18 protein-coding genes are annotated in these 21,993 nt (G+C 69.8%); 16 read left to right on the forward strand and 2 right to left on the reverse strand.

What is annotated here, in order from left to right; translation table 11 throughout:
* The first annotated feature begins 207 nt into the window (after positions 1–207).
* From D451_RS0118235 to D451_RS0118250, 4 genes are all read left to right on the forward strand, one after another.
* Positions 208–495, forward strand: a complete 288-nt coding sequence (locus D451_RS0118235; RefSeq protein WP_017535498.1) for an acylphosphatase — start codon at positions 208–210, stop codon at positions 493–495.
* Positions 496–897: 402 nt separating this feature from the next.
* Positions 898–1,089, forward strand: coding sequence for a hypothetical protein (locus D451_RS0118240; RefSeq protein WP_014910437.1), 192 nt, complete (start codon positions 898–900; stop codon positions 1,087–1,089).
* Positions 1,090–1,516: 427 nt separating this feature from the next.
* The gene (gene smc / locus D451_RS0118245; RefSeq protein ID WP_026125169.1) at positions 1,517–5,065 is read left to right on the forward strand and encodes a chromosome segregation protein SMC; all 3,549 of its coding nucleotides are present in this window, start codon (positions 1,517–1,519) and stop codon (positions 5,063–5,065) included.
* A 130-nt stretch (positions 5,066–5,195) separates the two neighbouring features.
* Positions 5,196–5,582, forward strand: coding sequence for a hypothetical protein (locus tag D451_RS0118250; RefSeq protein WP_014908723.1), 387 nt, complete (start codon positions 5,196–5,198; stop codon positions 5,580–5,582).
* Positions 5,583–5,589: 7 nt separating this feature from the next.
* Here D451_RS0118250 and D451_RS0118255 read toward each other — a convergent pair whose 3' ends face one another.
* Both D451_RS0118255 and D451_RS0118260 read right to left on the reverse strand, forming a co-directional pair.
* Positions 5,590–5,943 carry a ribosomal protein L7/L12 gene (locus D451_RS0118255; RefSeq protein WP_017535500.1) on the reverse strand — a complete coding sequence of 118 codons (354 nt, stop codon included), beginning with the start codon at positions 5,941–5,943 and terminating at the stop codon, positions 5,590–5,592.
* Positions 5,944–6,085: 142 nt separating this feature from the next.
* Positions 6,086–8,746, reverse strand: coding sequence for a S8 family serine peptidase (locus D451_RS0118260; protein WP_017535501.1), 2,661 nt, complete (start codon positions 8,744–8,746; stop codon positions 6,086–6,088).
* Between the two features lie 672 nt (positions 8,747–9,418).
* On the opposite strand from D451_RS0118260, the gene D451_RS0118265 reads away from it, so the two are divergent.
* The 12 genes from D451_RS0118265 (at position 9,419) to lepB (ending at position 21,809) form a co-directional block, all read left to right on the forward strand.
* The gene (locus D451_RS0118265; RefSeq protein ID WP_394296799.1) at positions 9,419–10,456 is read left to right on the forward strand and encodes an ABC transporter substrate-binding protein; all 1,038 of its coding nucleotides are present in this window, start codon (positions 9,419–9,421) and stop codon (positions 10,454–10,456) included.
* 33 nt (positions 10,457–10,489) lie between these two features.
* A complete protein-coding gene (locus D451_RS0118270; RefSeq protein ID WP_014911109.1) occupies positions 10,490–11,524 on the forward strand; it encodes a FecCD family ABC transporter permease in 1,035 nt (344 codons plus the stop codon).
* Positions 11,525–11,610: 86 nt separating this feature from the next.
* Complete coding sequence (gene ftsY / locus D451_RS0118275; protein ID WP_014911541.1) at positions 11,611–12,801, forward strand: signal recognition particle-docking protein FtsY; 1,191 nt, start codon at positions 11,611–11,613, stop codon at positions 12,799–12,801.
* 244 nt (positions 12,802–13,045) lie between these two features.
* Complete coding sequence (locus D451_RS0118280) at positions 13,046–14,422, forward strand: ammonium transporter (RefSeq protein ID WP_017535503.1); 1,377 nt, start codon at positions 13,046–13,048, stop codon at positions 14,420–14,422.
* A 426-nt stretch (positions 14,423–14,848) separates the two neighbouring features.
* Entirely contained in the window at positions 14,849–16,096 is a 1,248-nt protein-coding gene (locus tag D451_RS0118285) for a LolA-like protein (RefSeq protein ID WP_026125171.1), read from the forward strand.
* A gap of 156 nt (positions 16,097–16,252) precedes the next feature.
* Entirely contained in the window at positions 16,253–17,842 is a 1,590-nt protein-coding gene (gene ffh, locus D451_RS0118290) for a signal recognition particle protein (protein WP_014908911.1), read from the forward strand.
* Between the two features lie 277 nt (positions 17,843–18,119).
* A complete protein-coding gene (gene rpsP / locus D451_RS0118295) occupies positions 18,120–18,575 on the forward strand; it encodes a 30S ribosomal protein S16 (RefSeq protein ID WP_014912015.1) in 456 nt (151 codons plus the stop codon).
* 2 nt (positions 18,576–18,577) lie between these two features.
* Positions 18,578–18,820, forward strand: a complete 243-nt coding sequence (locus tag D451_RS0118300; RefSeq protein WP_014910206.1) for an RNA-binding protein — start codon at positions 18,578–18,580, stop codon at positions 18,818–18,820.
* Between the two features lie 125 nt (positions 18,821–18,945).
* Entirely contained in the window at positions 18,946–19,464 is a 519-nt protein-coding gene (gene rimM / locus D451_RS0118305; RefSeq protein WP_014912623.1) for a ribosome maturation factor RimM, read from the forward strand.
* A 15-nt stretch (positions 19,465–19,479) separates the two neighbouring features.
* Positions 19,480–20,271, forward strand: coding sequence for a tRNA (guanosine(37)-N1)-methyltransferase TrmD (gene trmD, locus D451_RS0118310; protein WP_017535505.1), 792 nt, complete (start codon positions 19,480–19,482; stop codon positions 20,269–20,271).
* 237 nt (positions 20,272–20,508) lie between these two features.
* Positions 20,509–20,868, forward strand: coding sequence for a 50S ribosomal protein L19 (gene rplS, locus D451_RS0118315; RefSeq protein ID WP_014908393.1), 360 nt, complete (start codon positions 20,509–20,511; stop codon positions 20,866–20,868).
* Positions 20,869–20,939: 71 nt separating this feature from the next.
* Positions 20,940–21,809, forward strand: coding sequence for a signal peptidase I (lepB, locus tag D451_RS0118320; protein WP_017535506.1), 870 nt, complete (start codon positions 20,940–20,942; stop codon positions 21,807–21,809).
* The last annotated feature ends 184 nt before the right edge of the window (positions 21,810–21,993 follow it).

Consider the following 21,993-nt stretch of genomic DNA (forward strand, 5'->3'; position numbering starts at 1 on the left):
GCGAAGAACGCCGGCGGCGTATGACCGTCCGGCCTTCGATGGGGGAACCCGCCCCGACCCGTCACGGCCGGGAGGCGTGGGAGACTCGGTCATCCGATCTGTCGGAAGGCGCTCGGGCCATGTCCATGAGGTCCGTGGGAGCGTGCCGAGAGAATCGGGCGTGTCGGTGAGGAAAGTGTCCCCACGAAGTAAGGGAGTGCCTGGGTCATGGGGGAAGAGGACTGTCCGGTCCGCATGAACGCGTGGGTGCGCGGACGCGTTCAGGGAGTGGGTTTTCGCTGGTGGACGCGGTCTCGCGCGCTCGAACTGGGTCTGACGGGGGCCGCCACGAACCTGGACGACGGTCGGGTCGAGGTCGTCGCGGAGGGGCCGAAGAGCGCCTGCGAACGGCTTCTGGACCGGCTCAAGGGCGACGGAACACCCGGTCGTGTGGATTCCGTGGTCGAACGTTGGGGCGAGGCGGGGGGTTCCTTCGACGGTTTCGTCGAACGGTGAGTATGCTGGAAGGGTAACGCGGTTCGAGTAAGCGCCGTGGAGCGGCGCGACCGGGAGGTCGCGATGGCCCACGGACCACCCGAGGGCCGACCACCCGACCCCGTTCTCCGATCGGCACGCGAGTACGCGGCCGGCGAGGGGGAGCGGTTCCGTCGGAGGGGCCCGTAGAACCGGGGTGGATCACATTCGGACCGTGCCCGGCCACATGCCCTGATCATCTCTGTACGGGGTGTGGAAGTTACGGACCGTTGTAATCCAATCTTGACCAGCGGCGCGCAGGGTGAGACTCTGGAAGGCATACCGCGCACCTTCCACCCGTGAGATCGGCGATCGACCGAGTAGGCCACGGGAACGTCCTACGTGCGCATCACCACTGGTCACTCAGTGTGGAGGACCCACATCATGGCGAAGGCTCTGTTCGGCCACGTCGGCGGCTCCGACCCTCGAATGGTCTCGGAGATGCGACGGCTTCAGAAGCGGGTACGCGACCTCGAGGACGAGATCAGCCGTCTTCAGGCACAGAACGACCAGCTCAGCATGGCCGTCACCGACGTCGCCACCAGTGCGACCGACCGCGAGCCCGCGCTCGCCTGACCCGCGTCGCTCCGTTCACCGTCCACGAGATCGACGGTCCGAACGAGACGCACCGATCCACTGACGGGGACGCCTACCGCAGCACAGGCGTCCCTGGCCGGATCGTCGACCGGCATCGGTCGGTCTCATAACGGCCTCCACCCGCGGTGGTGCCGTCGATCATCCGTTCATCCGCCGCCCTTTCCCTTTCTTTGCGGCTTCTTTTACCGTTGTACCCGGCGGACTTGAGGACAACCCTCCGTGTCCGCCGGATCCTCTCCCTGTCATCGGACCCCCGTTCACCCGCCCTTCGCGCGACGACGGTGGCGCAGTTCATCCAGGGTGAAGTGCCCAACCTCCCTCTTCGGGCCCCGCTTCGTGGCACCCTTGTTGTCGGCCTCGTGGTGACCACCCGTGGCGACAACGGTGACCGTCGTGGGAGGTGCTGGTGTACCTGAAGAATCTGACGTTGCGCGGCTTCAAGTCGTTCGCGTCGGCCACCACCCTTCGTTTCGAGCCCGGAATCACCTGTGTGGTGGGGCCCAACGGCTCGGGCAAGTCCAACGTCGTCGACGCCCTGTCCTGGGTGATGGGCGAACAGGGCGCCAAGTCCCTGCGCGGCGGCAAGATGGAGGACGTGATCTTCGCGGGCACCTCCACCCGCCAGGCGTTGGGCCGCGCCGAGGTCAGTCTCACCATCGACAACACCGATGGTGCCCTGCCGATCGACTACACCGAGGTCACCATCAAGCGGACGATGTTCCGCAACGGCGGCTCCGAGTACGCGATCAACGGCGACACCTGCCGTCTGTTGGACATCCAGGACCTGCTCAGCGATTCCGGCATCGGCCGGGAGATGCACGTCATCGTCGGTCAGGGCCAGTTGGACACCGTCCTGCACGCGGGTCCCGAAGAGCGCCGCGCCCTCATCGAGGAGGCCGCGGGCATCCTCAAGCACCGCAAGCGCAAAGAGCGGGCGATCCGCAAGCTCAACGCGATGCAGGGCAACCTCGACCGGGTCACCGACCTGACCGCCGAGCTGCGTCGTCAGCTCAAACCCCTGGGCCGCCAGGCCGAACTGGCCCGTAAGGCCGCCGTCATCCAGGCCGACCTGCGCGACGCCCGCCTGCGGCTGCTCGCCGACGACATCGTCACCCTCACCGAACAGCTCGCCAAGGAGGAGGCCGACGAGAAGGAGGTCCTCCAGCGGCGCGGGGCCGCCGAGGCCGCCCTCGAACAGGCCCAAGGGCGCGAGGCCGAGCTGGAGGCGCAGGCCACCGCGGCCGCGCCCGCGCTGGCCAGGGCCGGCGACACCTACCACGCGCTCTCCCGCCTCACCGAACGCCTGGACGCCGTACGCGGCCTGGCCACCGAACGGCACCAGAACCTCGTCGCCGTGCAGGGCGAGATCATCCGCCGCCGGGATCCCGAGGAACTGGAGATGGAGGCCGAGGAGGTCGCCGCCCAGGAGGAGGAGCTCCAGGCGGGGCTGGAGGAGGCCCGCGAGATCCTGGAGACCGGTGTCACCGAGCGTGCCGCCGCCGAGGACGCCCTGCGCCGTGAGGAGCGGCGCCTGGAGGCGGCCTCGAGGGCCGCCGCCGAACGCCGAGAGGGCATCGTCCGGCTCGCCGCGAGGGTGGAGAGTCTGCGCGGACGCGTGGCCTCCCACGAGACCGAGATCACCCGGCTGGAGGAGTCGGCCCGCCAGGCCGCCGAACGCGCGACCACCGCCCAGACCGAGTACGAGATGGCCGCCGAGGAGGCCGCCGGTCTCGATGAGGGCGACGCCGAACTCGACCAGACCCAGGAGCTGTACGCACGACGTCTGTCCGCCGCCGACGTCGAACTCGACCGTCTCCGCGGAGAGGAACGCGCCGCCGAGGGCGAGCGCGCCGCCCTGGCGGCCCGTAAGGAGGCCCTGGAACTGGGGCTGGCGCACAAGGACGGTGCCGGCACGCTCCTGGAAGCGGGGCTGCCCGGCATGCTCGGCGGTCTGGCCGCCCTCGTCCAGGTCGACTCCGGACACGAGACCGCCGTCGCGGCCGCCTTCGGGGTGGCCGCCGGAGCCGTGGCCGTTCGAGACCACGACAGCGCCATGGCCGCCCTGGAACTCCTCAAGTCCGAGGACGCGGGCCGGGCCGGCATCGTGGTGGCCCGGGCGGTCCCCTCGCTCGACCGTGCCTCCTGGCCGGAGGTGCCCTCGGGAGTGCGTTACGCCGCCGACGCGGTCCAGGCCCCCGAGCACCTGGCCGACGCCGTCGCCGCCCTGTTGGACCGGGTGGCCCTGGTCCCGGACACCCGGAGCGCGCTCGAACTGGTCGAGGCCCTGCCGGGCGTACGAGCCGTCACCCCCGAGGGCGACGTGTTCGCCACCGAGATGGTCCACGGCGGAACCGCCGCCGCGCCCAGCCTCCTGGAGGTCCAGGCCGCGGTGGACGAGGCCGCCGAACGGCTGGAGGCCGCCACCGAGAACGCCAAGCGGGTGGCGGCCGAGCTGGAGACCGCCCGCCGGGAACGGGCCGAGGTCGCCACCGCCGCCGAGGAGCTCACCGCCCGGCGCCGTCAGAGCGACCGCGCGCGCAATCAGGCGGCCCAGCGCCTGGGCAAGCTCGCCGGTCAGGCCCGCTCGGCGGAGGCCGAGTCCGAGCGCTACGCGGCCGCCGCCGTCAAGGCCGCCGCCGCGCGCGGCGAGGACGGCGAGCGGCTGGAGCGGTTGGAGGAGGAGCTGGCCGAGGCGGAGGAGATCGCCGCGGCCGTCGAGGAGGAGGCTCCCGACGCCGACCACCGTGAGGAACTGTCGGCTCTGGCGGAACAGGCCCGCGCCACCGAGATGGAACGTCGGCTGGCGGTGCGCACCGCCGAGGAGCGCGCGCGTTCGATGGCGGGCCGGGCCGAGGCGCTGCGGGCCCAGGCTGCCGAGGAACGTCGGGCCGTGGAGCGTGAGGCCGAACGTCGTCGTCGGCGCGCGGCCCAGGCCACCGTCGCCCGGGCCGTCGCGGAGAGCGCCGGTCTCGCCTTGGAGCGGATCGCGCTCTCCCTGGCCGCCGCCGAGACCGAGCGCTCCGCCGCCGAGGCCGAACGCGAGGCCCGGGACGGCGAGCTGAAGACCGTGCGCGCCCGAGTACGCGAACTCTCCGTCGAACTGGAGAAGCTCACCAGTTCCGCGCACAGTGGCGAGATGGCCCGGGCGGAGCGCAGGCTGCGCCTGGAACAACTGGAGACCAAGGCCTTGGAGGAGCTGGGCGTGGACGTGCCCACCCTCATCGCCGAGTACGGCCCCCGCGTCCCGGTGCCGCCACCGGTGGACGCGGGCGAGGACGCGGTCCCGCTACCGTACGTGCGCGAGGTGCAGGCCAAGCGGCTCAAGACCGCCGAACGTCAGCTCAACCAGTTGGGCAAGATCAACCCCCTGGCGTTGGAGGAGTTCGCCGCTCTGGAGGAACGGCACGCCTTCCTCAACGCCCAGTTGGAGGACCTGAAGAAGACCCGACGCGACCTGATGGACATCGTCGCCGAGGTCGACGCCCGGGTTCAGGAGGTCTTCTCCTCCGCCTACCTGGACGTGGAACGCGAGTTCGCGGCGATCTTCGGCCGTCTGTTCCCCGGTGGCGAGGGGAAGCTGGTGCTGACCACCCCCGAGGACATGCTGACCACCGGTATCGAGGTCGAGGCCCGGCCCCCGGGCAAGAAGGTCAAGCGGCTGTCACTGCTGTCCGGTGGCGAGCGCTCGTTGACGGCGGTGGCCTTCCTCGCGGCGATCTTCAAGGCGCGGCCCTCGCCGTTCTACGTCATGGACGAGGTCGAGGCGGCCCTGGACGACACCAACCTCCAGCGTCTGCTGGTGATCTTCGAGGAGTTGCGGGCCTCGTCCCAGCTCATCGTGATCACCCACCAGAAGCGCACGATGGAGGCGGCGGACGCCCTGTACGGCGTGACGATGCAGGGTGACGGCATCTCCCAGGTGATCAGCCAGAAGCTCGAACGCCCCGCTTCGTAGATCGCCGAGGGGTATCGGGGAAACGGCGCGTGGCCGAACTCACCGAGGGCGGGGCGCTCGGAGGCTGATCCTGACGGGCGGGGGGCTCTAGCCTTGCGGATGCCCCGATCCCCTTCATGAAACGGCAGCCGTGTTCTTCATCCCCCTGGCCCTGTGGGCCAGACGACGCATGCGCCACTATCCCGGCGCGGTGCGTGCCTGCCTGGCCACCGGTGGGTCCGGTGTGTTCACGGTGTGCGTCCTGCTCGGCACCTCGTACGGGGCCCAACCCCCGCCCGGTGAGGAGGGCAGGGTGCGTTGCACCCCGATCGTGTGGGTGGGCCCGTCCCTGTGGGACGATCACCGGGATCGGGGCGAGGATCTCGAACAGCTGCTCCGACAGGAGTGGGTGGACGCCTCCTGCGCCGAACGCAAGGTCCGTCGCGCGGGCCTGTCCATGGCGATCGCCCTGCCCTCGACCGCCCTGCTCGGGTACGGGGCGGCGCGTCTGCGTTCCACCCGGGGCGACGAGCCCTAGCCGGCCCCTAGCGGTCGAGGGAGCCGATGAAGCGGGAGGCCTCGTCCTCGGTCATCCCGGTCTCCTTCGCGACCAGCGCGACCGAGTCGGCGATACGGTCCTGGGACAGCAGTTCCCGGACGCGGTCGGCGAGGCTCCGTCCCGGCGCGGGGGCGGGCGCCCATCGTCCCGCCTCGATGGCCTCGGAGAGGTTCTTGGCCTCGGCCAGTCCCAGCCCGGTGAGCTCTCGGATCCGCTTGATGGCGTGGATCTTGTGGCCGCTCCGCAGGAGACCCAGGACCTCCTCGTACCCTGCGCGGTCGAGCTCCGCCCGGACGGGTTCGGGTTCGGGGCCGAAGAGTCGGCTGAGGAATCCGGCCATGGGTCGATGTGTCCCTTCGAGGTGGGGAGACGGCGGTCGCGTCCAGGTCTCGCAGTGTACGCCCGCCTCGTCCCACCCCCACGACGAACGAAGGGGGCCGGCCTCCGCAGAGGGGGCCGGCCCCGCGTCGTGCGTGGGTGGATCAGCCTCGGTCGATGGTGATGACCGGGGAGGTCCAGGTCTCCCAGTGGTCCGGGTTCTCCGGGTCGCCGAGCGCCTTCAGGGCCCGGGCCTCCAGCCGGTAGGAGCCGTCACGGACGTCGGTCACGCGACCGTGCCGGTCCGTCACGGTGCCGTCCCAGGGGTAGGCGAAGAAGGCCGTGCCGTTCGCGCTGCGGTTGACGTAGTCGACGGACACCGCCACGTTGCGGTCCGGGTGGACCGGACGGCCGGTACGTTCGTCGACGACGGTCATCTCCAGCTTGGTGACGTGGTGGTCGAAGTGCGCGATCACGTACGGGACGTCGGGCAGACCGTCGACCACGCCCAGGGTGTAGGTCTCGCCGTCGGCACGGTTCTCGTAGGAGCCTCCGTCGCCGGAGCAGTCCAGCCCGGAGAGGACCGCGCAGTCGGTCATCCTGGTCAGCCACGGCAGGTCGTGGGTGACGCCGTCCCCGTCGGTGATCGGGGTCATCGCCTCGATCGCCTGGTAGTCGCCGTTGTAGGCGGCGTAGGGGACGCGGTAGGTCTCCTTCTCACCGTCGACCTCGGTGACCTCGACGTAGCCGCCGTAGATCATCTGGTGGAGTTCGTCGGCCGGCGGGGTGAAGGTCACCTCGACGGAGGCGGAGGCGCCGGCCGCCACGGTGACCTCGGTCGAGTCGAAGGAGGCCTCGGCGTAGGAGTCGTTGAACCGCGGCTCGAAGGTGTCGCCGTGGGTGCCCAGGGCGGGCGCGTGCGAGATCTCGTAGGTGGTCTCGGCGTCGCCGTCGTTGGTGATGGTGACGGTCTCGGTCACCGGCCCCTCGGTGGCGCCCAGGGCGAGCTTGCCGGGGGAGAGCGACGTGGTGGCCAGGACGGCCCCGGGGACGTCGAGCATGCCCGCGCCCTGACGGTGCACGTTGTCCAGGGCGTCGAGGTCGGGGTTCCCCCACCAGCGTTTCGGGTCGGCCGAGTTCTGGAGGACGTCGCGCACCTGGTGCGCCTCCAGGTCGGGACGCGCCTCCAGGAGGAGGGCGACGCCGCCGGCGACGTGCGGAGCGGACATCGAGGTGCCGCTGACGGTGGCGTACCCGCCCCGGTTCATCGGGTAGGTGGAGTTGATCAGACCGCCCGGGGCGCCGATGTCCGGCTTCAGGTCCAGGTCGGCGGCCAGGCCGTAGGAGCTGAAGCTGCTGATGAGGCCGCCGGTCGGGTTGGGGATGGTCGCCTCTTCGCCGGTCCAGGTGAGGGTGACGGGGTCGCCGGCCTCCAGGAGTTCGAGGAGGTGCGCGCCGATCTCGTCGGTGACGCCGATGGAGAAGGCGCCCCGGTCGACGATGCCGCCGCCGGCGAACATGCCGGGCAGGTTGTTGTAGACCACGACACCGGTGGCGCCGGCGTCGACGGCGGCGTCGTACTTCTCGGTGAAGGTGCATTCGCCCCGCACCATCAGCGCGGTCTTGCCGGCGGGGTCGCCTTCGAGTTCGTCGCCCGCGGCCAGACAGCCTCGGCCGATGTGGACGAGTTCGTCGCTCTCGCCCGAGGTGGGCGGCAGGGGCGCGTCCCCCATCTCCATGTAGGCGACGGTCTCACCGCTCTGGGTGACCTCGGCGGCGGAGGCGCGGATGTGGGTGTTGTCGTAGGCGGCGACCCCGATGACGTCGGCGCCCAGCCCGGGGGCACCGGCCGAGTACAGGCCACTGGCCCCCTCGTTGCCGATGGAGGCGACCACGACCATGCCCTCGTCGACGAGGTTGTCGGAGGCGATGGCGGTCGGGTACTGCGGCCAGGAGTGCGCCGAGCCGACGCTCATGTTGAGCACGTCCATGTCGTCGGCCAGAGCCTGTTCCATGGCGGCGATCATGATGTCGGCGGAGGTGGAGCCGGTGCAGCCGAAGACCTTGTAGGCGCCGAAGACGACGTCGGGGGCCACACCGGTGACCTTCCCCTCGGCGCCGACGATACCGGCGACGTGGGTGCCGTGGCCGTTGCAGTCCTGCGGGTCGTCGTCGGGGGCGGGGGTGTCGGCGTTCGGGTTCCCGGCGTTGTAGTCGTCGCCGACGAAGTCATGGCCGGCCACCACGCGCTCGGTGGGGAACTCACCGGGGCCGCCGAGGTCCGGGTGGGTGTAGTCGACCCCGGTGTCCATGATGGCCACGCGCAGGCCTTCGCCGGTGATGCCGAGTTCGCTCTGGACGATGTCGGCGCCGGTCATGCCCAGCGCGGTGTCCATCTCGGGAGCGCTGTCGTCCAGGTCGGGGATCTCGTAGCGCACCACGGGGTGGACGGCGGCCACACCGGAGATCTCCCGGGCGGCGCTCACCTGGGTGTCGTCCATTTCGACGGAGAGACCGTTCCACAGTTCGTCGAAGGAGAGGCGCTCGGTGTATTCGAGTCCTTGTTCCTCCGCCTCGGCGCGGAATTCGGTGTGCTCGTTCTCGACGCGGGCCGCGGAGGTGCCCTCGGAGGTGGGCGGGCTCTCCAGTTCGATGAACCACAGGTCCTGGACCTGGTGAGCGAGTTCGCCGTTCTCCGCGGTGGGGGCCGGGTACAGGGGGGCGAGCCCGGCCTCCTCGTCGGCGCTCGCGGGCGTGGCCACGACCAGTCCGGCCATGAGTGTCAACCCGGCGAGGGAGGCCAGGCGTGAGCGGTGGGGTACCACCTTGTCAACACATCCCTTCTCGTGCGCGCCTCAGGACAGTGGGGGAACGGCGGCCCGCCGGGCATGGAGACGCACACACGGGGGGATACGCCGAGGGGTGTCCGGGGAATCGGATGGTCGGCGCGCATGGCAACGTGATCATTGCCGTGTGCGATGTGGGGTGTCAATGTTCATTAAGACTCAATATGGCTACATGGCGGGTCGAAGTGGACTATGTTTCCCCTGCTGTAACAACTATTAATAAAACGGACTGATCGCTCTTTCTTGGACAAGTAATAAGAACGTGCTCGACCGAAAAGTAGGCCGGAAGGACGACCGTTTCATTGGAAACCCCGGCCGAGGTCGAAGGACACGCAGGTCAAAGCGGGTGTGATCGCCATGTTCGCCGCGAACGACCGCCGAGTACAGTAGAGGGGTTGTGCCGCTCCGAACGGCACGACCGGTGTCGAACGAGCGAAGTCCGGTACACGGCCGCATCCGGCCGCCAACCCGGCGCTGTCCCGCAACTGTGAAGCCCCGCCCAGGCGGGGACGAGCCAGGTCGCCTCTTCGACGCCGACGTTCCAGTCCTCGTGGGAAGGACCGGCCGTCCCCGCCTGGGCCGTGCTCCTCCCCGGTCCATCGAAGGAGCACCGTGCGGATCTCCCGCCCGTCCCATCCCGCCCTCGCCGCCGTGTGGGGTGACCGGGACCACCGTTCCCGTCACAGACACGCGTCCCGCCTCGCCCTGCCCGCCGCCTTCCTGGGCGCCACGCTCGCCCTGACCGCCTGCGGCACCGGCGACTCCGAGCCCGAGGGCGCGGAGGAGACCACGACCGACACCGCGTCCGCGGAGTGCGGCGTCCCCGAGGCCTCCGCCGACCGCGCCCCCATCGGCGACGGGACCTTCCCCGTGACCGTCACCGACGCCGTCGGCGAGGTCACCCTGGAAGAGGCCCCCGAGCGCATCGTCTCGCTCTCACCGAGCAACACCGAGACGCTCTTCGCCATCGGCGCGGGCGACCTGGTCGAGGCCGCCGACGAGTACTCCGACTTCCCGCCGGAGGCCCCCACCACCGAACTCAGCGGTTTCACCCCCAGCGTCGAGGCTATCGGCGAGTACGACCCCGACCTGGTCGTCCTCGCCGACAGCGCCGTGGACTCGGTGGACCAGCTCGACGCGGTCGGCATCCCCTCCCTCGTACTGGGCGGCGCCACCGATATGGAGGACGTCTACGCCCAGATCCGCGTACTCGGCGAGGTCACCGGTAACACCGAGGAGGCCGACGCCGAGGCCGACCGGGTCGAGAGCGAGTTCAACGGCATCGTCGAGTCCGTCTGCGCCGAGCTGGGCGACACCGAGCTCACCTTCTACCAGGAGCTCGACGACACCCTCTTCTCCGCGACCTCCGCCACCTTCGTGGGGCAGGTCTACTCCGCCTTCGGTCTGGTGAACATCGCCGATCGGGCCGCCGACGAGGAGAGCGGCGACTACCCGCAGCTCTCCGCGGAGTTCGTGGTCGAGGAGAACCCGGACCTGATCTTCCTCTCCTACGGGGACGAGGCCGCGGTGGAGGCCGTCGCCGACCGCCCGGCCTTCGACACCGTCGCCGCCGTCGAGAACGACGCCGTCCATCTGCTCGACCCCGACACCTCCTCCCGTTGGGGACCGCGCGTCGTCGACTTCGCCGACGAGGTCGGCGAGGCCGTCAAGGAGAGCGCCGGTCGGTAGGACCGAACGGAACGGCGGGCGAGAGGCGGAGGAGTGAAGGGGTTCGGAATCCCGTTCGGCTGGTTGCTGGGCGGCGCCGCGGCGCTGTTCGTGGCCGGTCTCTTCGGCATCTCCGCCGGCGCGGCGTCCATCACGGCCGCCGACGTCTTCCGTCACCTGCTCTCCCTCCTGCCGTTCGGCGGGGTGGAGACCCCCCTCACCGAACGGCAGGAGGCGCTGCTCATGGAGCTGCGTCTGCCCCGAGTGGTGGCGGGAGCGATCGTCGGTGCCCTCCTGGCCACCGCGGGAGGCGCCTACCAGGGCGTCTTCCGCAATCCCCTGGCCGATCCGTTCCTGCTCGGAGCGGCGGCCGGCGCGGGTCTCGGCGCCACCATGGTCATGGTGTTCGGTCAGGACCTCTTCGGTGACCCTCGAGCGCTCGTCCCCGTCGCGGCCTTCGTCGGCGCCCTCGCGGGCGTGGCCTCCGCCTATCTGCTCGGAGCCACGGCCGGAGGAGGGGGCACCGCCGCGTTGGTGCTCTCCGGTGTGGCGGTCTCCTCCTTCTTGTCCGCGGCGCAGACCCTCGTCCAACAGATGGGCGTGGATCAGCTTCAGCGCATCTACGCCTGGCTGTTGGGCGGTCTGGGCCGCGGCGGCTGGGACGACGTGCGCCTGATCCTCCCCTACGCGCTGGTGGGACTGGGCGTCCTCCTGCTCTCGGGCTACCTGCTCGACATGCTCGCGCTGGGGGACGACAAGGCGGTCAGCCTCGGCCTCAACCCGGCCCTCGTGCGCGGCGCGGTCATCGCGGCGGCCTCTCTGGCCACCGCGGCGGCGGTCTCGGTGAGCGGACTGATCGGGTTCGTGGGCATCGTCGTGCCGCACATCGTGCGTCGCCTGGTGGGGTCGAACTACCGGGCGATCCTTCCCGTCACCATCCTGATCGGCGCCGCCTTCATGGTCACCGTCGACATCGTCGCCCGTACCGTGGTCGCCCCCGCGGAGCTGCCGATCGGCGTGGTGACCGCCTTTCTCGGCGCGCCCTTCTTCGTGCTCATCCTGCGCACCACACGTCATAGAGGCACCTGAGCGGGCTCTGACGAGGCCGATCGCGGCCCGCGCGTCACCACCGTGTGATGCGAAGGCGTCGAACACTCTGGGAGACTGGTCCCGCTATGGACTACACCTTGCTCGTAAGCATCATCGTCGTCGTCGCCCTTCTGGTGGTCGGCGGGTTCTTCCTGGTCAAGGCCCGACGCTCGGTCACGCCGGGCAAGGAGGAGGCCAAGCCGGAGGTCGTCGAGAAGACCGGGACGGCCGCGCCGGAGGAGGACCGGGAACGGGATCCGGGGACCGTCGTCACACCTCCGGCCCAGGCCCCTCCCGTGGAGGAGCCCCTTCCCGCGTCCCCGGTCGAACCGGCCGAACCCGAGATCGAGACCCCGCCGCCGTCCGCCGGACGCATGGTCCGCCTACGGGCGCGTCTGGCCCGTTCCCAGAGCTCCCTCGGTCAGGGGCTGCTCAACCTGCTCTCCGCCAAGAACCTCGACGAGGACGCCTGGGAGGAGATCGAGGACACGCTGATCACCGCGGACATCGGTGTCACCTCGGCCACCCAGATCGTCGAGAACCTGCGCACCAGGGTCAAGGTGCTCGGCACCCGGGACACCGACGACGTGCGCGCCCTGCTGCGCGAGGAGCTCCTCGCGCAGATCGGATCCGACACCGACCGCGCCGTGCGCACCGGACCGCTCGGCGACCGTCCCGCCGTGATCATGGTCGTCGGCGTCAACGGCACCGGCAAGACCACGACCTCCGGCAAGCTCGCCCGCGTCCTGGTCGGCGACGGCCACAGCGTGGTCCTCGGCGCGGCCGACACCTTCCGTGCCGCCGCGAGCGAACAGCTCCAGACCTGGGGCTCCCGGGTGGGCGCTCCGGTCGTGCGCAAGGAGGAGGGGGCCGACCCCGCCAGCGTGGCCTTCGACGCCGTGGCGCGCGGTGTGGAGGACGGTGCCGACACCGTCATCATCGACACGGCGGGCCGTCTGCACACCAAGACCGGGCTCATGGACGAGCTCGGCAAGGTCAAGCGTGTGGTGGAGAAGAAGTCCCAGGTCGACGAGGTCCTCCTCGTCCTTGACGCCACCACCGGCCAGAACGGCCTGCGCCAGGCGAGGGTCTTCGCCGAGGTCGTCAACGTCACCGGCATCGCGTTGACCAAGCTCGACGGCACCGCCAAGGGCGGCATCATCGTCCAGGTCCAGCGGGAGCTGGGCGTCCCGGTCAAGCTCGTCGGTCTCGGCGAGGGCCCGGACGACCTGGCGCCCTTCGACCCGGAGGTCTTCGTGGACGCCATCCTCGGCTGAGCCGAGGCCGCCACCGGGCACGACGGCCGGGCACCCCGAACGGGGCGCCCGGCCGTCTTCGCGTGTGCGGTCCGGGCGTTCACGTCTTCGTAACACCACGCCCGGCTCTTTCACGTTCGCGCAACACGGCCGGCTCGGTCGGGAAACACCGGGGTCGGACAGTGGTCGCCGTGGTGGACACGACCGGGCTCGACGGTGCGCTCGTCGAACACCGCCTTCGCGAGACGTCCTTTGGAGGCGACAGATGATCGACACGGGAAACACCGCGTGGCTGTTGATGAGCGCCGCGCTGGTGATGCTCATGACCCCGGGGCTGGCCTTCTTCTACGGAGGCATGGCGCGGGCCAAGAGCGTCCTCAACATGATGCTCATGAGCTTCAGCAGCATCGCCCTCGTCAGCGTCCTGTGGGTGCTGGTCGGTCACTCCCTGACCTACGCCCCCGGCAGGGGAGCCCTCGACCTGTTCATCGGCGGACTCGACCACGTCGGCCTCGCCGACCTCGTCACCGGCGTCGACCCGGAGGGCGGATACCCCCTCCTGGTGGACGCCGGCTTCCAGCTGATGTTCGCGGTGATCACCGTGGCCCTGATCAGTGGGGCCATCGCCGACCGCGCCAAGTTCGGGGCCTGGCTCCTCTTCGTTCCGGTCTGGGCCCTGGCGGTCTACTTCCCCGTCGCCCACTGGGTCTGGGGCGGCGGCTGGATCTCCTCGCTGCACGAGTACACGGGGCTGCCCGAGGTCATCGACTTCGCCGGCGGCACCGCCGTTCACATCAACGCCGGGGCGGCCGCGCTGGCCCTGGTCATCGTCCTCGGTCGGCGCAAGGGCTTCGGCTCCGAGGGGACCCGACCGCACAACATGCCCTTCGTTCTGTTGGGCGTCGCCCTCCTGTGGTTCGGCTGGTTCGGGTTCAACGGCGGTTCCGCCTACGCGGCCGACGAGCAGGCCGCGCTGGCCCTGGTCAACACCCAGGTCGCCACGGCCGCGGCCATGGTCGCCTGGATGCTGGTCGAACGCCTCCGCTCGGGGAGGATCAGCGCCCTGGGCCTGGCCTCCGGCGCGATCTCCGGCCTGGTCGCCATCACCCCGGCCGCGGCCGACGTCACCCCGGTCGGCGCGATCGTCGTCGGAGCCCTGGCCGGCTCCCTGTGCGCCTACGCGATCGGCTGGAAGTTCAGGTTCGGATACGACGACGCCCTCGACGTGGTCGGTATCCACCTGGTGGGCGGCATCGTCGGTTGCCTCGCCCTGGGACTGGTCGCCTCCTCCGCGGTGCCCGGCGGCGAGGGCGGCGGGATCCTCGATGGCGGGGGTCCCGGCCTTCTGGCCGCGCAGGCCGTCTCCATCGTCGGTGTCCTCCTCTACTCCTTCGCTGTCACCTGGCTGATCGCGAAGGTGATCGACCTCATCATCGGGTTCCGTCTTCCCGAGGAGATCGAGACCAACGGCCTCGACCACGAGCTGCACTCCGAGTCGGCCTACTCCTTCGACGAGTTCGAGGCGACGAAGGACCGGACCCTCTCCCCGTCGATGCCTCCGGGCGGGGAGAAGGCCTCATCGCGGGGCGGAGGGAGCGATCTCAACGTCGAGGTCGACGCCTCCGGACCATCGACGCGCTGAGGTGAGAAGGGGCCGGCGGGGGACACCCGCCGGCCCCTTCCGCTTTCACCGGGGTGTGGAATCGGGCGTCCGCGGGAGCGCGGACGTTCCCGGGCGTGATGGACAGGTCACTCTTCCGCTGGAAGTACAGTTCTCATCCTGGGCGTCGGATATGCGCACATGATCGCCGAGCGTTCTCGGCGATGGCCCATGTCGCGGTTCGGTACCCTTTCGGAGCGGTGCGGCGGTCCGACCCCGTGAGGGCGGCGGACCATCGACGGGTGACCTCGAGTCCACCCTCCCCGTCCGGTGCGAACCGGAGGGGACACGCACCCGCACCCCGTACCGGAGAGCGGAGGGCGGCCGTCAGGAGCCGATCCCTCTCCGACGACCCACTTCACGCCGATTCGTATCAGCACCCCGCGTTCGTAGGGGGCAGGAGGCAAGATGGCGCCGGTTACTCACACCAGGGGGCGAAGAGGCGGACGGTTCGCCTTCGCCGCGATGGGCACGATCGCCGTGCTGGGCCTGGCCGGATGCTCCCTCGGGGACGGCGAGGAGACGGAGGAGCCCGCCTCCGAGACCGCCGCTCCGGTCGACGCGGCCCCCTTGCTGGAGGAGGCCCTGACGGACCTCGCCGGCTACCCGGCCCTGGTCGCCACCGGACAGGTCGCAGGCAGTGTCGGCGCCGACGTCCAGGAGACCACCCTCACCGTCGCCGACGGCGGCGCGGCGCAGGGGACCTTCCAGGTCAACGGCGCCAACGCCGAGGTGGCGGTCGCCGACGGCAAGCTGTTCCTGCGCGCCGACGAGGAGTTCTGGCTCGACCGGAACGTCTTCGGCCCCGACAGCGACGACTTCGAGGGCAACTGGGTCCGGGCCACCACCGGGCAGGCGGGCATCAACCCCTCCAGCACCCTCGCGCCGCCGGCGCTCGCCGAGATCCTCGGCGGTATGGAGTTGGACGACGACAACGCGGTGGAGGAGGACCTCGACGGCACCCGCGTCTACCGGATCGATCTGGCGGGCGAGCGCAACCAGGTCTGGGTCGACGCCGAGACCAACCGGCTCGTGCGCATCGCCATCGAGGAACTGGTCCCCGAGGGCGCCGAGAACGGTCCCCAGGTCCGGCTGGACCTCGCCGAGGCCGACGAGGCCGCCGTCGAGGAGCTCTACTCCGGTCTGACCACCGCGGCCGAGGAGGAGCTGACGAACTCCCGGGACGCGCGCGTGGAGGCCGCCTGGCAGGCGGACACGGGCAGCCTGAACTGTGACGAGGGTCCGAGCTGCACCTGGTCCGGCACCGTCTACGACGCCGGGTCCAACAGCAGCGGCACCGTCCTGATCCGGATGGACGTGACCTTCAGCAACGACGAGCTCGGTACCCAGGAGTGCTCCGAGTCCGGTTCCCTGGAGGCCGGTGGCACCCTCGACCTGTCGTGCGGCATCGACTACAACGTCACCAGCTCCGACCCCGAGGACTACAACATCGACGCCGACGCGGTCCTGTCCACCCGCGGCCTGACCTCCTCCCAGCAGGAGGAGATGCTCGCCGCCCTGGTGGAGCAGAAGGAGGCCACGCTGTCCGGTGACGCGGAGGCCACCGAGGACGGTGAGGGCGCCGAGGACGGCGCGACCACCGAGCAGACCGAGGGCACCGAGGACGGTGCCGAGGGGGCCGACGGGGGAGAGTGATCCCAGGGTGTCCCGGAACGCGGGGCGTGCGGAGCCGAGGGCCTCGCGCGCCCCGCGTCGTCGTTCGAGGACGCGGACGACGACGGAGGTGACGCCGGGGAGGAGCGGGCGGGTAGTCTAGATGAGCAATCCCGAGACGAAGGACTGGCCTGACTCGTGTTCGAGACGCTTTCCGACCGGCTGACATCGGTCTTCTCCTCGCTGCGCGGCAAGGGTCGCCTGTCCGAGGAGGACATCAACGCGACCGCGCGCGAGATCCGTCTCGCGCTGCTGGAGGCGGACGTCGCGCTGCCGGTGGTCCGCGACTTCATCGCGCGGATCAAGGAGCGCGCCCGCGGTGAGGAGGTCTCCAAGGCCCTCAACCCCGCCCAGCAGGTCATCAAGATCGTCAACGAGGAACTCGTCGAGGTCCTCGGTGGCGAGACCCGCCAGATCCGGTTCGCGAAGAACCCGCCCACCGTGATCATGCTCGCGGGTCTCCAGGGCGCGGGTAAGACGACCCTGGCCGGCAAGCTGGCCAAGTGGCTCTCGGCGGACCGCAACACACCGTTGCTGGTCGCCGCCGACCTCCAGCGGCCCAACGCGGTCACCCAGCTCCAGGTGGTCGGTGAGCGCGCGGGCACCCCGGTGTTCGCCCCCGAGCCGGGCAACGGTGTCGGCGACCCGGTCGAGGTGGCCCGCGAGTCGATCGAGCACGCCCGTCGCAACAACCACAACGTCGTCATCATCGACACCGCCGGTCGTCTCGGTGTGGACACCGAGATGATGCGACAGGCCGCGGACATCCGTGACGCGGTGCGGCCGGACGAGATCGTCTTCGTCGTCGACGCGATGATCGGTCAGGACGCGGTCAACACCGCCCAGGCCTTCCTCGACGGCGTCGGCTACGACGCGGTGGCGCTCACCAAGCTCGACGGCGACGCCCGAGGCGGCGCGGCCCTGTCGATCAGGCACCTCACCGGTCGCCCGATCATGTTCGCCTCCACCGGCGAGAAGCTCGAGGACTTCGACCTCTTCCACCCGGACCGGATGGCCTCGCGCATCCTGGACATGGGCGACGTCCTCACCCTCATCGAACAGGCGCAGCGCACGTTCGACGAGGCCGAGGTCGAGAAGATGGCCTCGACCATGGCCTCGGACGAGGACTTCACGCTGGACGACTTCCTCCAGCAGATGATGATGGTCCGCAAGCTCGGGCCCATCGGCAACCTGCTCGGCATGATGCCGGGCATGGGCCAGATGCGCGACCAGATCGACAACATCGACGACAAGTCCCTGGACCGCATCCAGGCGATCATCCAGTCGATGACCCCGGCCGAACGCGCCAACCCCAAGATGATCAACGGTTCGCGTCGACTGCGTATCGCGAACGGTTCCGGTACCCAGGTCGGCGACGTCAACGGTCTGGTCACCCGTTTCTTCGAGGCGCAGAAGATGATGCGCAAGATGAAGAACGGCGGCGGCATGCCGGGGATGCCCGGGATGCCGGGCATGGGCGGCGGTAAGAAGGCCAAGAAGGCGAAGAAGGTCAAGAAGGGCAAGCAGCGCAGCGGCAACCCGATGAAGGCCCGTCAGCAGGAGGCCGAACGCGAGGCCGAGCGCCGGCGGCGTCAGGAGGAGGGGCCCCAGGAGACCCCGCAGCTCCCTCCGGGCCTGGGCGGCGGTCAGCAGCCCACCCTTCCGCCCGGTTTCGGCGGCCCCAACATGCCGGACCTGTCGAACTTCAAGTTCGGCAAGGACAAGTAGGACGAACGCGACCGAACGGTCGGTGACGAGTGTCATGGCCCGCCCCGGATCCCGGGGCGGGCCGTGTTCGTGAGGACGACCGGTGGACGCGGCGGGACTCGTGCCGGTGTCCTGTCCAAGTAACACGTCGGCGTCTGGCACAATGAGAAGTCGACTAACGGTGGCGGTCCAGCCCTCTAACTAGCCCGTCGCCCACGTCATGCCTCGACGGGTTCCACAACCCCACGTGGTCCGCCGTCAGGCGCCTAACACCGTTAATCGGGAGAAGACCACTCCAGTGGCTGTCAAACTGAAGCTCAAGCGTATGGGCAAGATCCGTACGCCCCAGTACCGTGTCATCGTCGCCGACGCCCGCAACAAGCGTGACGGCAAGGCGATCGAGGAGATCGGCAAGTACCACCCCAAGGAGCACCCGAGCCTCATCGAGGTCGACTCCGAGCGGGTCCAGTACTGGCTGTCCGTGGGCGCCCAGCCCTCCGACGCGGTGAAGGTCCTCCTGCGCAAGACCGGTGACTGGCAGAAGTTCAAGGGTCTGGCCGCGCCGGCCCCGCTTCAGGTCGCCGAGGCGAAGGACCCCGAGGCCGCCGACGCCGCCTTCCAGGCCGCGCTGAAGGAGCTCGTGCTCCCCGGCCAGGAGAAGAAGACCAAGAAGGCCGAGAAGAAGGCGGAGAAGGCGGACGACAAGCCCGCTGAGAACGCCGAGGCCGAGAAGAAGTCCGAGGGCGAGGCCTGATCGTGCTGGAAGAGGCGCTTGAGCACCTCGTGAAGGGGATCGTCGCGAACTCCGAGGACGTCCAGGTGAGAGCCAAGCGGCTCCGCAAGGGCAAGGTCCTCGAGGTCCGGGTCCACCCGGACGATCTCGGCAAGGTGATCGGCCGTAACGGCCGCACCGCCAAGGCGCTGCGGACCGTCGTCGGTTCGCTCGCAGGTGGTCGCTACGTTCGCGTGGACCTGCTGGACCTGCACGAAGTGCGCTGACCCGCCTCTAGGGGCGCCGACCGGGATGGTCGGCGCCCCGCAGTCGTGCCCGGGCACCCGTCGGTGCCCGGGCACGACGTTCCCCGGGACCGGCCCGGGGCCGGAACGATCTAAGGAAGACATTCATGCGACTCGTGGTGGGCCGGATCGGCCGAGCGCACGGTATCCGCGGCGACGTCGCCGTCGACGTGCGCACCGACGACCCCGACGCCCGGTTCTCCGAGGGCGCCGTCCTCCACACCGACCCGGCCTCCGTCGGACCGCTGACCATCGCCTCGATCCGGCGGCACAGCGGCAGGCTGCTCGTCCGCTTCAAGGGCATGGCCGACCGCGACGCCGCGGAGGCGCTGCGCGGCACCACGCTCCTGGTGGACTCCGAGGACATCGCCCCCCTGGACGATCCGGACGAGTTCCACGACCACGAGCTCATCGGCCTGACCGCGGTCACCACCGACGGAGAGACGGTGGGTCGGATCGACGACGTCCTCCACCACGCCCAGGACGTGCTGGTGATCACCGCCGAGGCCGGACACGAGGTCCTGGTGCCCTTCGTCGCCGCGCTGGTCCCCGAGGTGGACGTCGCCGCGGGACGCCTCACCCTGGACCCGCCGCCCGGACTGCTCGACCTCCAGAGCACCGACTGACCGAACGAGTACGCCGTGCGCATCGACATCATCAGCATCTTCCCCGACTACTTCGCCCCCTTGGACCTGTCCCTGATCGGCAAGGCCCGTACGGCGGGCCTGCTCGACGTGCGCGTCCACGACCTGCGCTCCTGGACCCACGACCGGCACAACACCGTCGACGACACCCCGTACGGCGGCGGTCCCGGCATGGTGATGAAGCCCGAGCCGTGGGGCGAGGCGCTCGACGAGGTCGTCGCGGACCGGCCCGCGCGGCTGATCCTCCCCACCCCCAGCGGCCGTCCCTTCACCCAGGCCGACGCCGAACGTCTGGCCGGTGAGGAACACCTGGTCTTCGGATGCGGTCGCTACGAGGGGATCGACTCCCGGGTCGCGGCGGACGCGGCCGAGCGCATGCCGGTCGAGGAGATCAGCATCGGCGACTACGTCCTCAACGGGGGAGAGTCCGCCACGCTGGTCATGGTGGAGGCGATCACCCGGCTGCTGCCCGGGGTGCTCGGCAACCGCGAGTCCCACGTGCAGGACTCCTTCGCCTCCGGGGGCATGGAGCACCTGGTGGAGGGGCCGGTCTACACCAAGCCCGTGGCCTGGCGCGGACTGGAGGTCCCGCCGGTGCTGCTGTCCGGCAACCACGGCGCCGTGGATCGCTGGCGTCGGGACCAGGCATTGCGCAAGACCGCGCGCAACCGTCCCGACCTGATCGCGGCGACCCCGGACGAAGGGCTGGACCGTCGTGACCGCGAGGTGCTCGCGGAGGAGGCCGAGCGGCCCTCCTCCGAGCCGAACGAAGGCGCCCCTCAGGGCTGAGCGGTGTTCGCAAGAGCACGTGGCGGGCCGTTCGAGCGGCCCCGCCGGATGTGGCAGACTGGGTGGGTTCCCCCTCGGTGACCCTGAGGCATCCGCATGCCGGCGGTACGACGTCGGCCTCTGTGTCGGTCACCGGGTGGTTCCACTGTTCGGACCCGAAGGGGTCCCGCCCGTGAAACCCCTCCCCGGAGCGGCCGGGGGGCAGGACGCGGCGCGCTACCGATGAGGATTCGCGAGATGCACACCGCCATTCAGGAGCTTGAGAAGGCTCAGCTTCGCACCGACGTCCCCGAGTTCCGCCCGGGTGACACCCTCAACGTTCACGTCCGCGTGACCGAGGGCAGCCGTACCCGTGTCCAGGTCTTCAAGGGTGTCGTCATCCGCCGTCAGGGCGCCGGCAACCGTGAGACCTTCACCATCCGCAAGGTCAGCTACGGCGTGGGCGTGGAGCGTACCTTCCCGATCCACACCCCCGCCATCGAGAAGTACGAGGTCGCCGCCCGCGGTCGCGTGCGTCGCGCCAAGCTGTACTACCTGCGTGACCTGCGCGGCAAGGCCGCCCGCATCCGCGAGCGTCGCGAGCCCGCCGCCAAGTAGTCTTCGCTCCCGTAGCCGTATCCGGCCGGAACCACGCCGTTCGGCGAGGAGGCAGGATAGGCTTTCGGCCGATGAGCAAAGACGAGAAGGGCCTCGGCGCGGACGGGGTCCAGGACGAGGATTCCGTCCGGTCCGGCCCGGAGGAGCATGGCTCCGACACTGGCTCCCAGGCGCATGAGCGCCTGGGAGCCAGTGGTGTCTCCGATGCCGGTGGCGAGGAGTCGGAGGAGAGGACGGACGCCACGATGAGCGATTCGCAGAGCAGTACCAAGAAGGGGTCCTTCTGGAAGGAACTCCCGATCCTGATCGTGATCGCCCTGGTGTTGGCGTTCGTGATCAGGACCTGGCTGATGCAGGCGTTCTACATCCCCTCCACGTCGATGGAGAACACGCTGCTCGTCGGGGACCGGGTGCTGGTCAACAAGGTCGTCTACCAGATCCGCGACATCGAGCGCGGTGAGGTCATCGTCTTCGACGGCGACGGGTCGTGGGACGACCCCAACACCGTCCAGGTGCCCGAGCCCACCAACCCGGTCAGCGGTGCCTTCACCTGGGTGCAGCAGCAGCTGGGCGCCGCGCCCACCGGCAAGGAGTACATCAAGCGGGTCATCGGCCTGCCCGGCGACACGGTCGAGTGCTGTGACGAGCAGAACCGGATCCTGGTCAACGGGCAGCCCCTGAACGAGGAGTCCTACCTCTACCCGGGCAGCGTGGAGAGCCACACCGAGTTCGGGCCGATCGAGGTGGGCGAGGGCGAGCTGTGGCTGATGGGCGACCATCGGGCCATCTCCAGCGACTCCCGTTCCAACCAGAACAACCCCGGCGGCGGTACCGTTCCGATCGACCACGTGGTGGGTCGGGCGTTCGTCATCATCTGGCCGTTCGGCCAGGCCGGAGGTCTGAGCGTTCCCCCCGCCTTCGAAGAGCTCGAATCCGAGTGATCCGCGGCCCCGTCGGGAGGCTTCGAGGTCTCCGTTCGGAGAGGACGTCCGATGCGTCGAGGAGAAATCCTCTCGTCGGGGCCCGAAGACGCGTTTCGTGACGCATGATGGATCTTGGATCGTATCGGCGTTCTTCGAACGAGTGGCCCGTGTCCCCGGCGGGAACAAGTCGGGTGATCGCGGT

This window comes from Nocardiopsis alba DSM 43377 (assembly GCF_000341225.1).
Classification (GTDB): Bacteria; Actinomycetota; Actinomycetes; order Streptosporangiales; family Streptosporangiaceae; genus Nocardiopsis; species Nocardiopsis alba.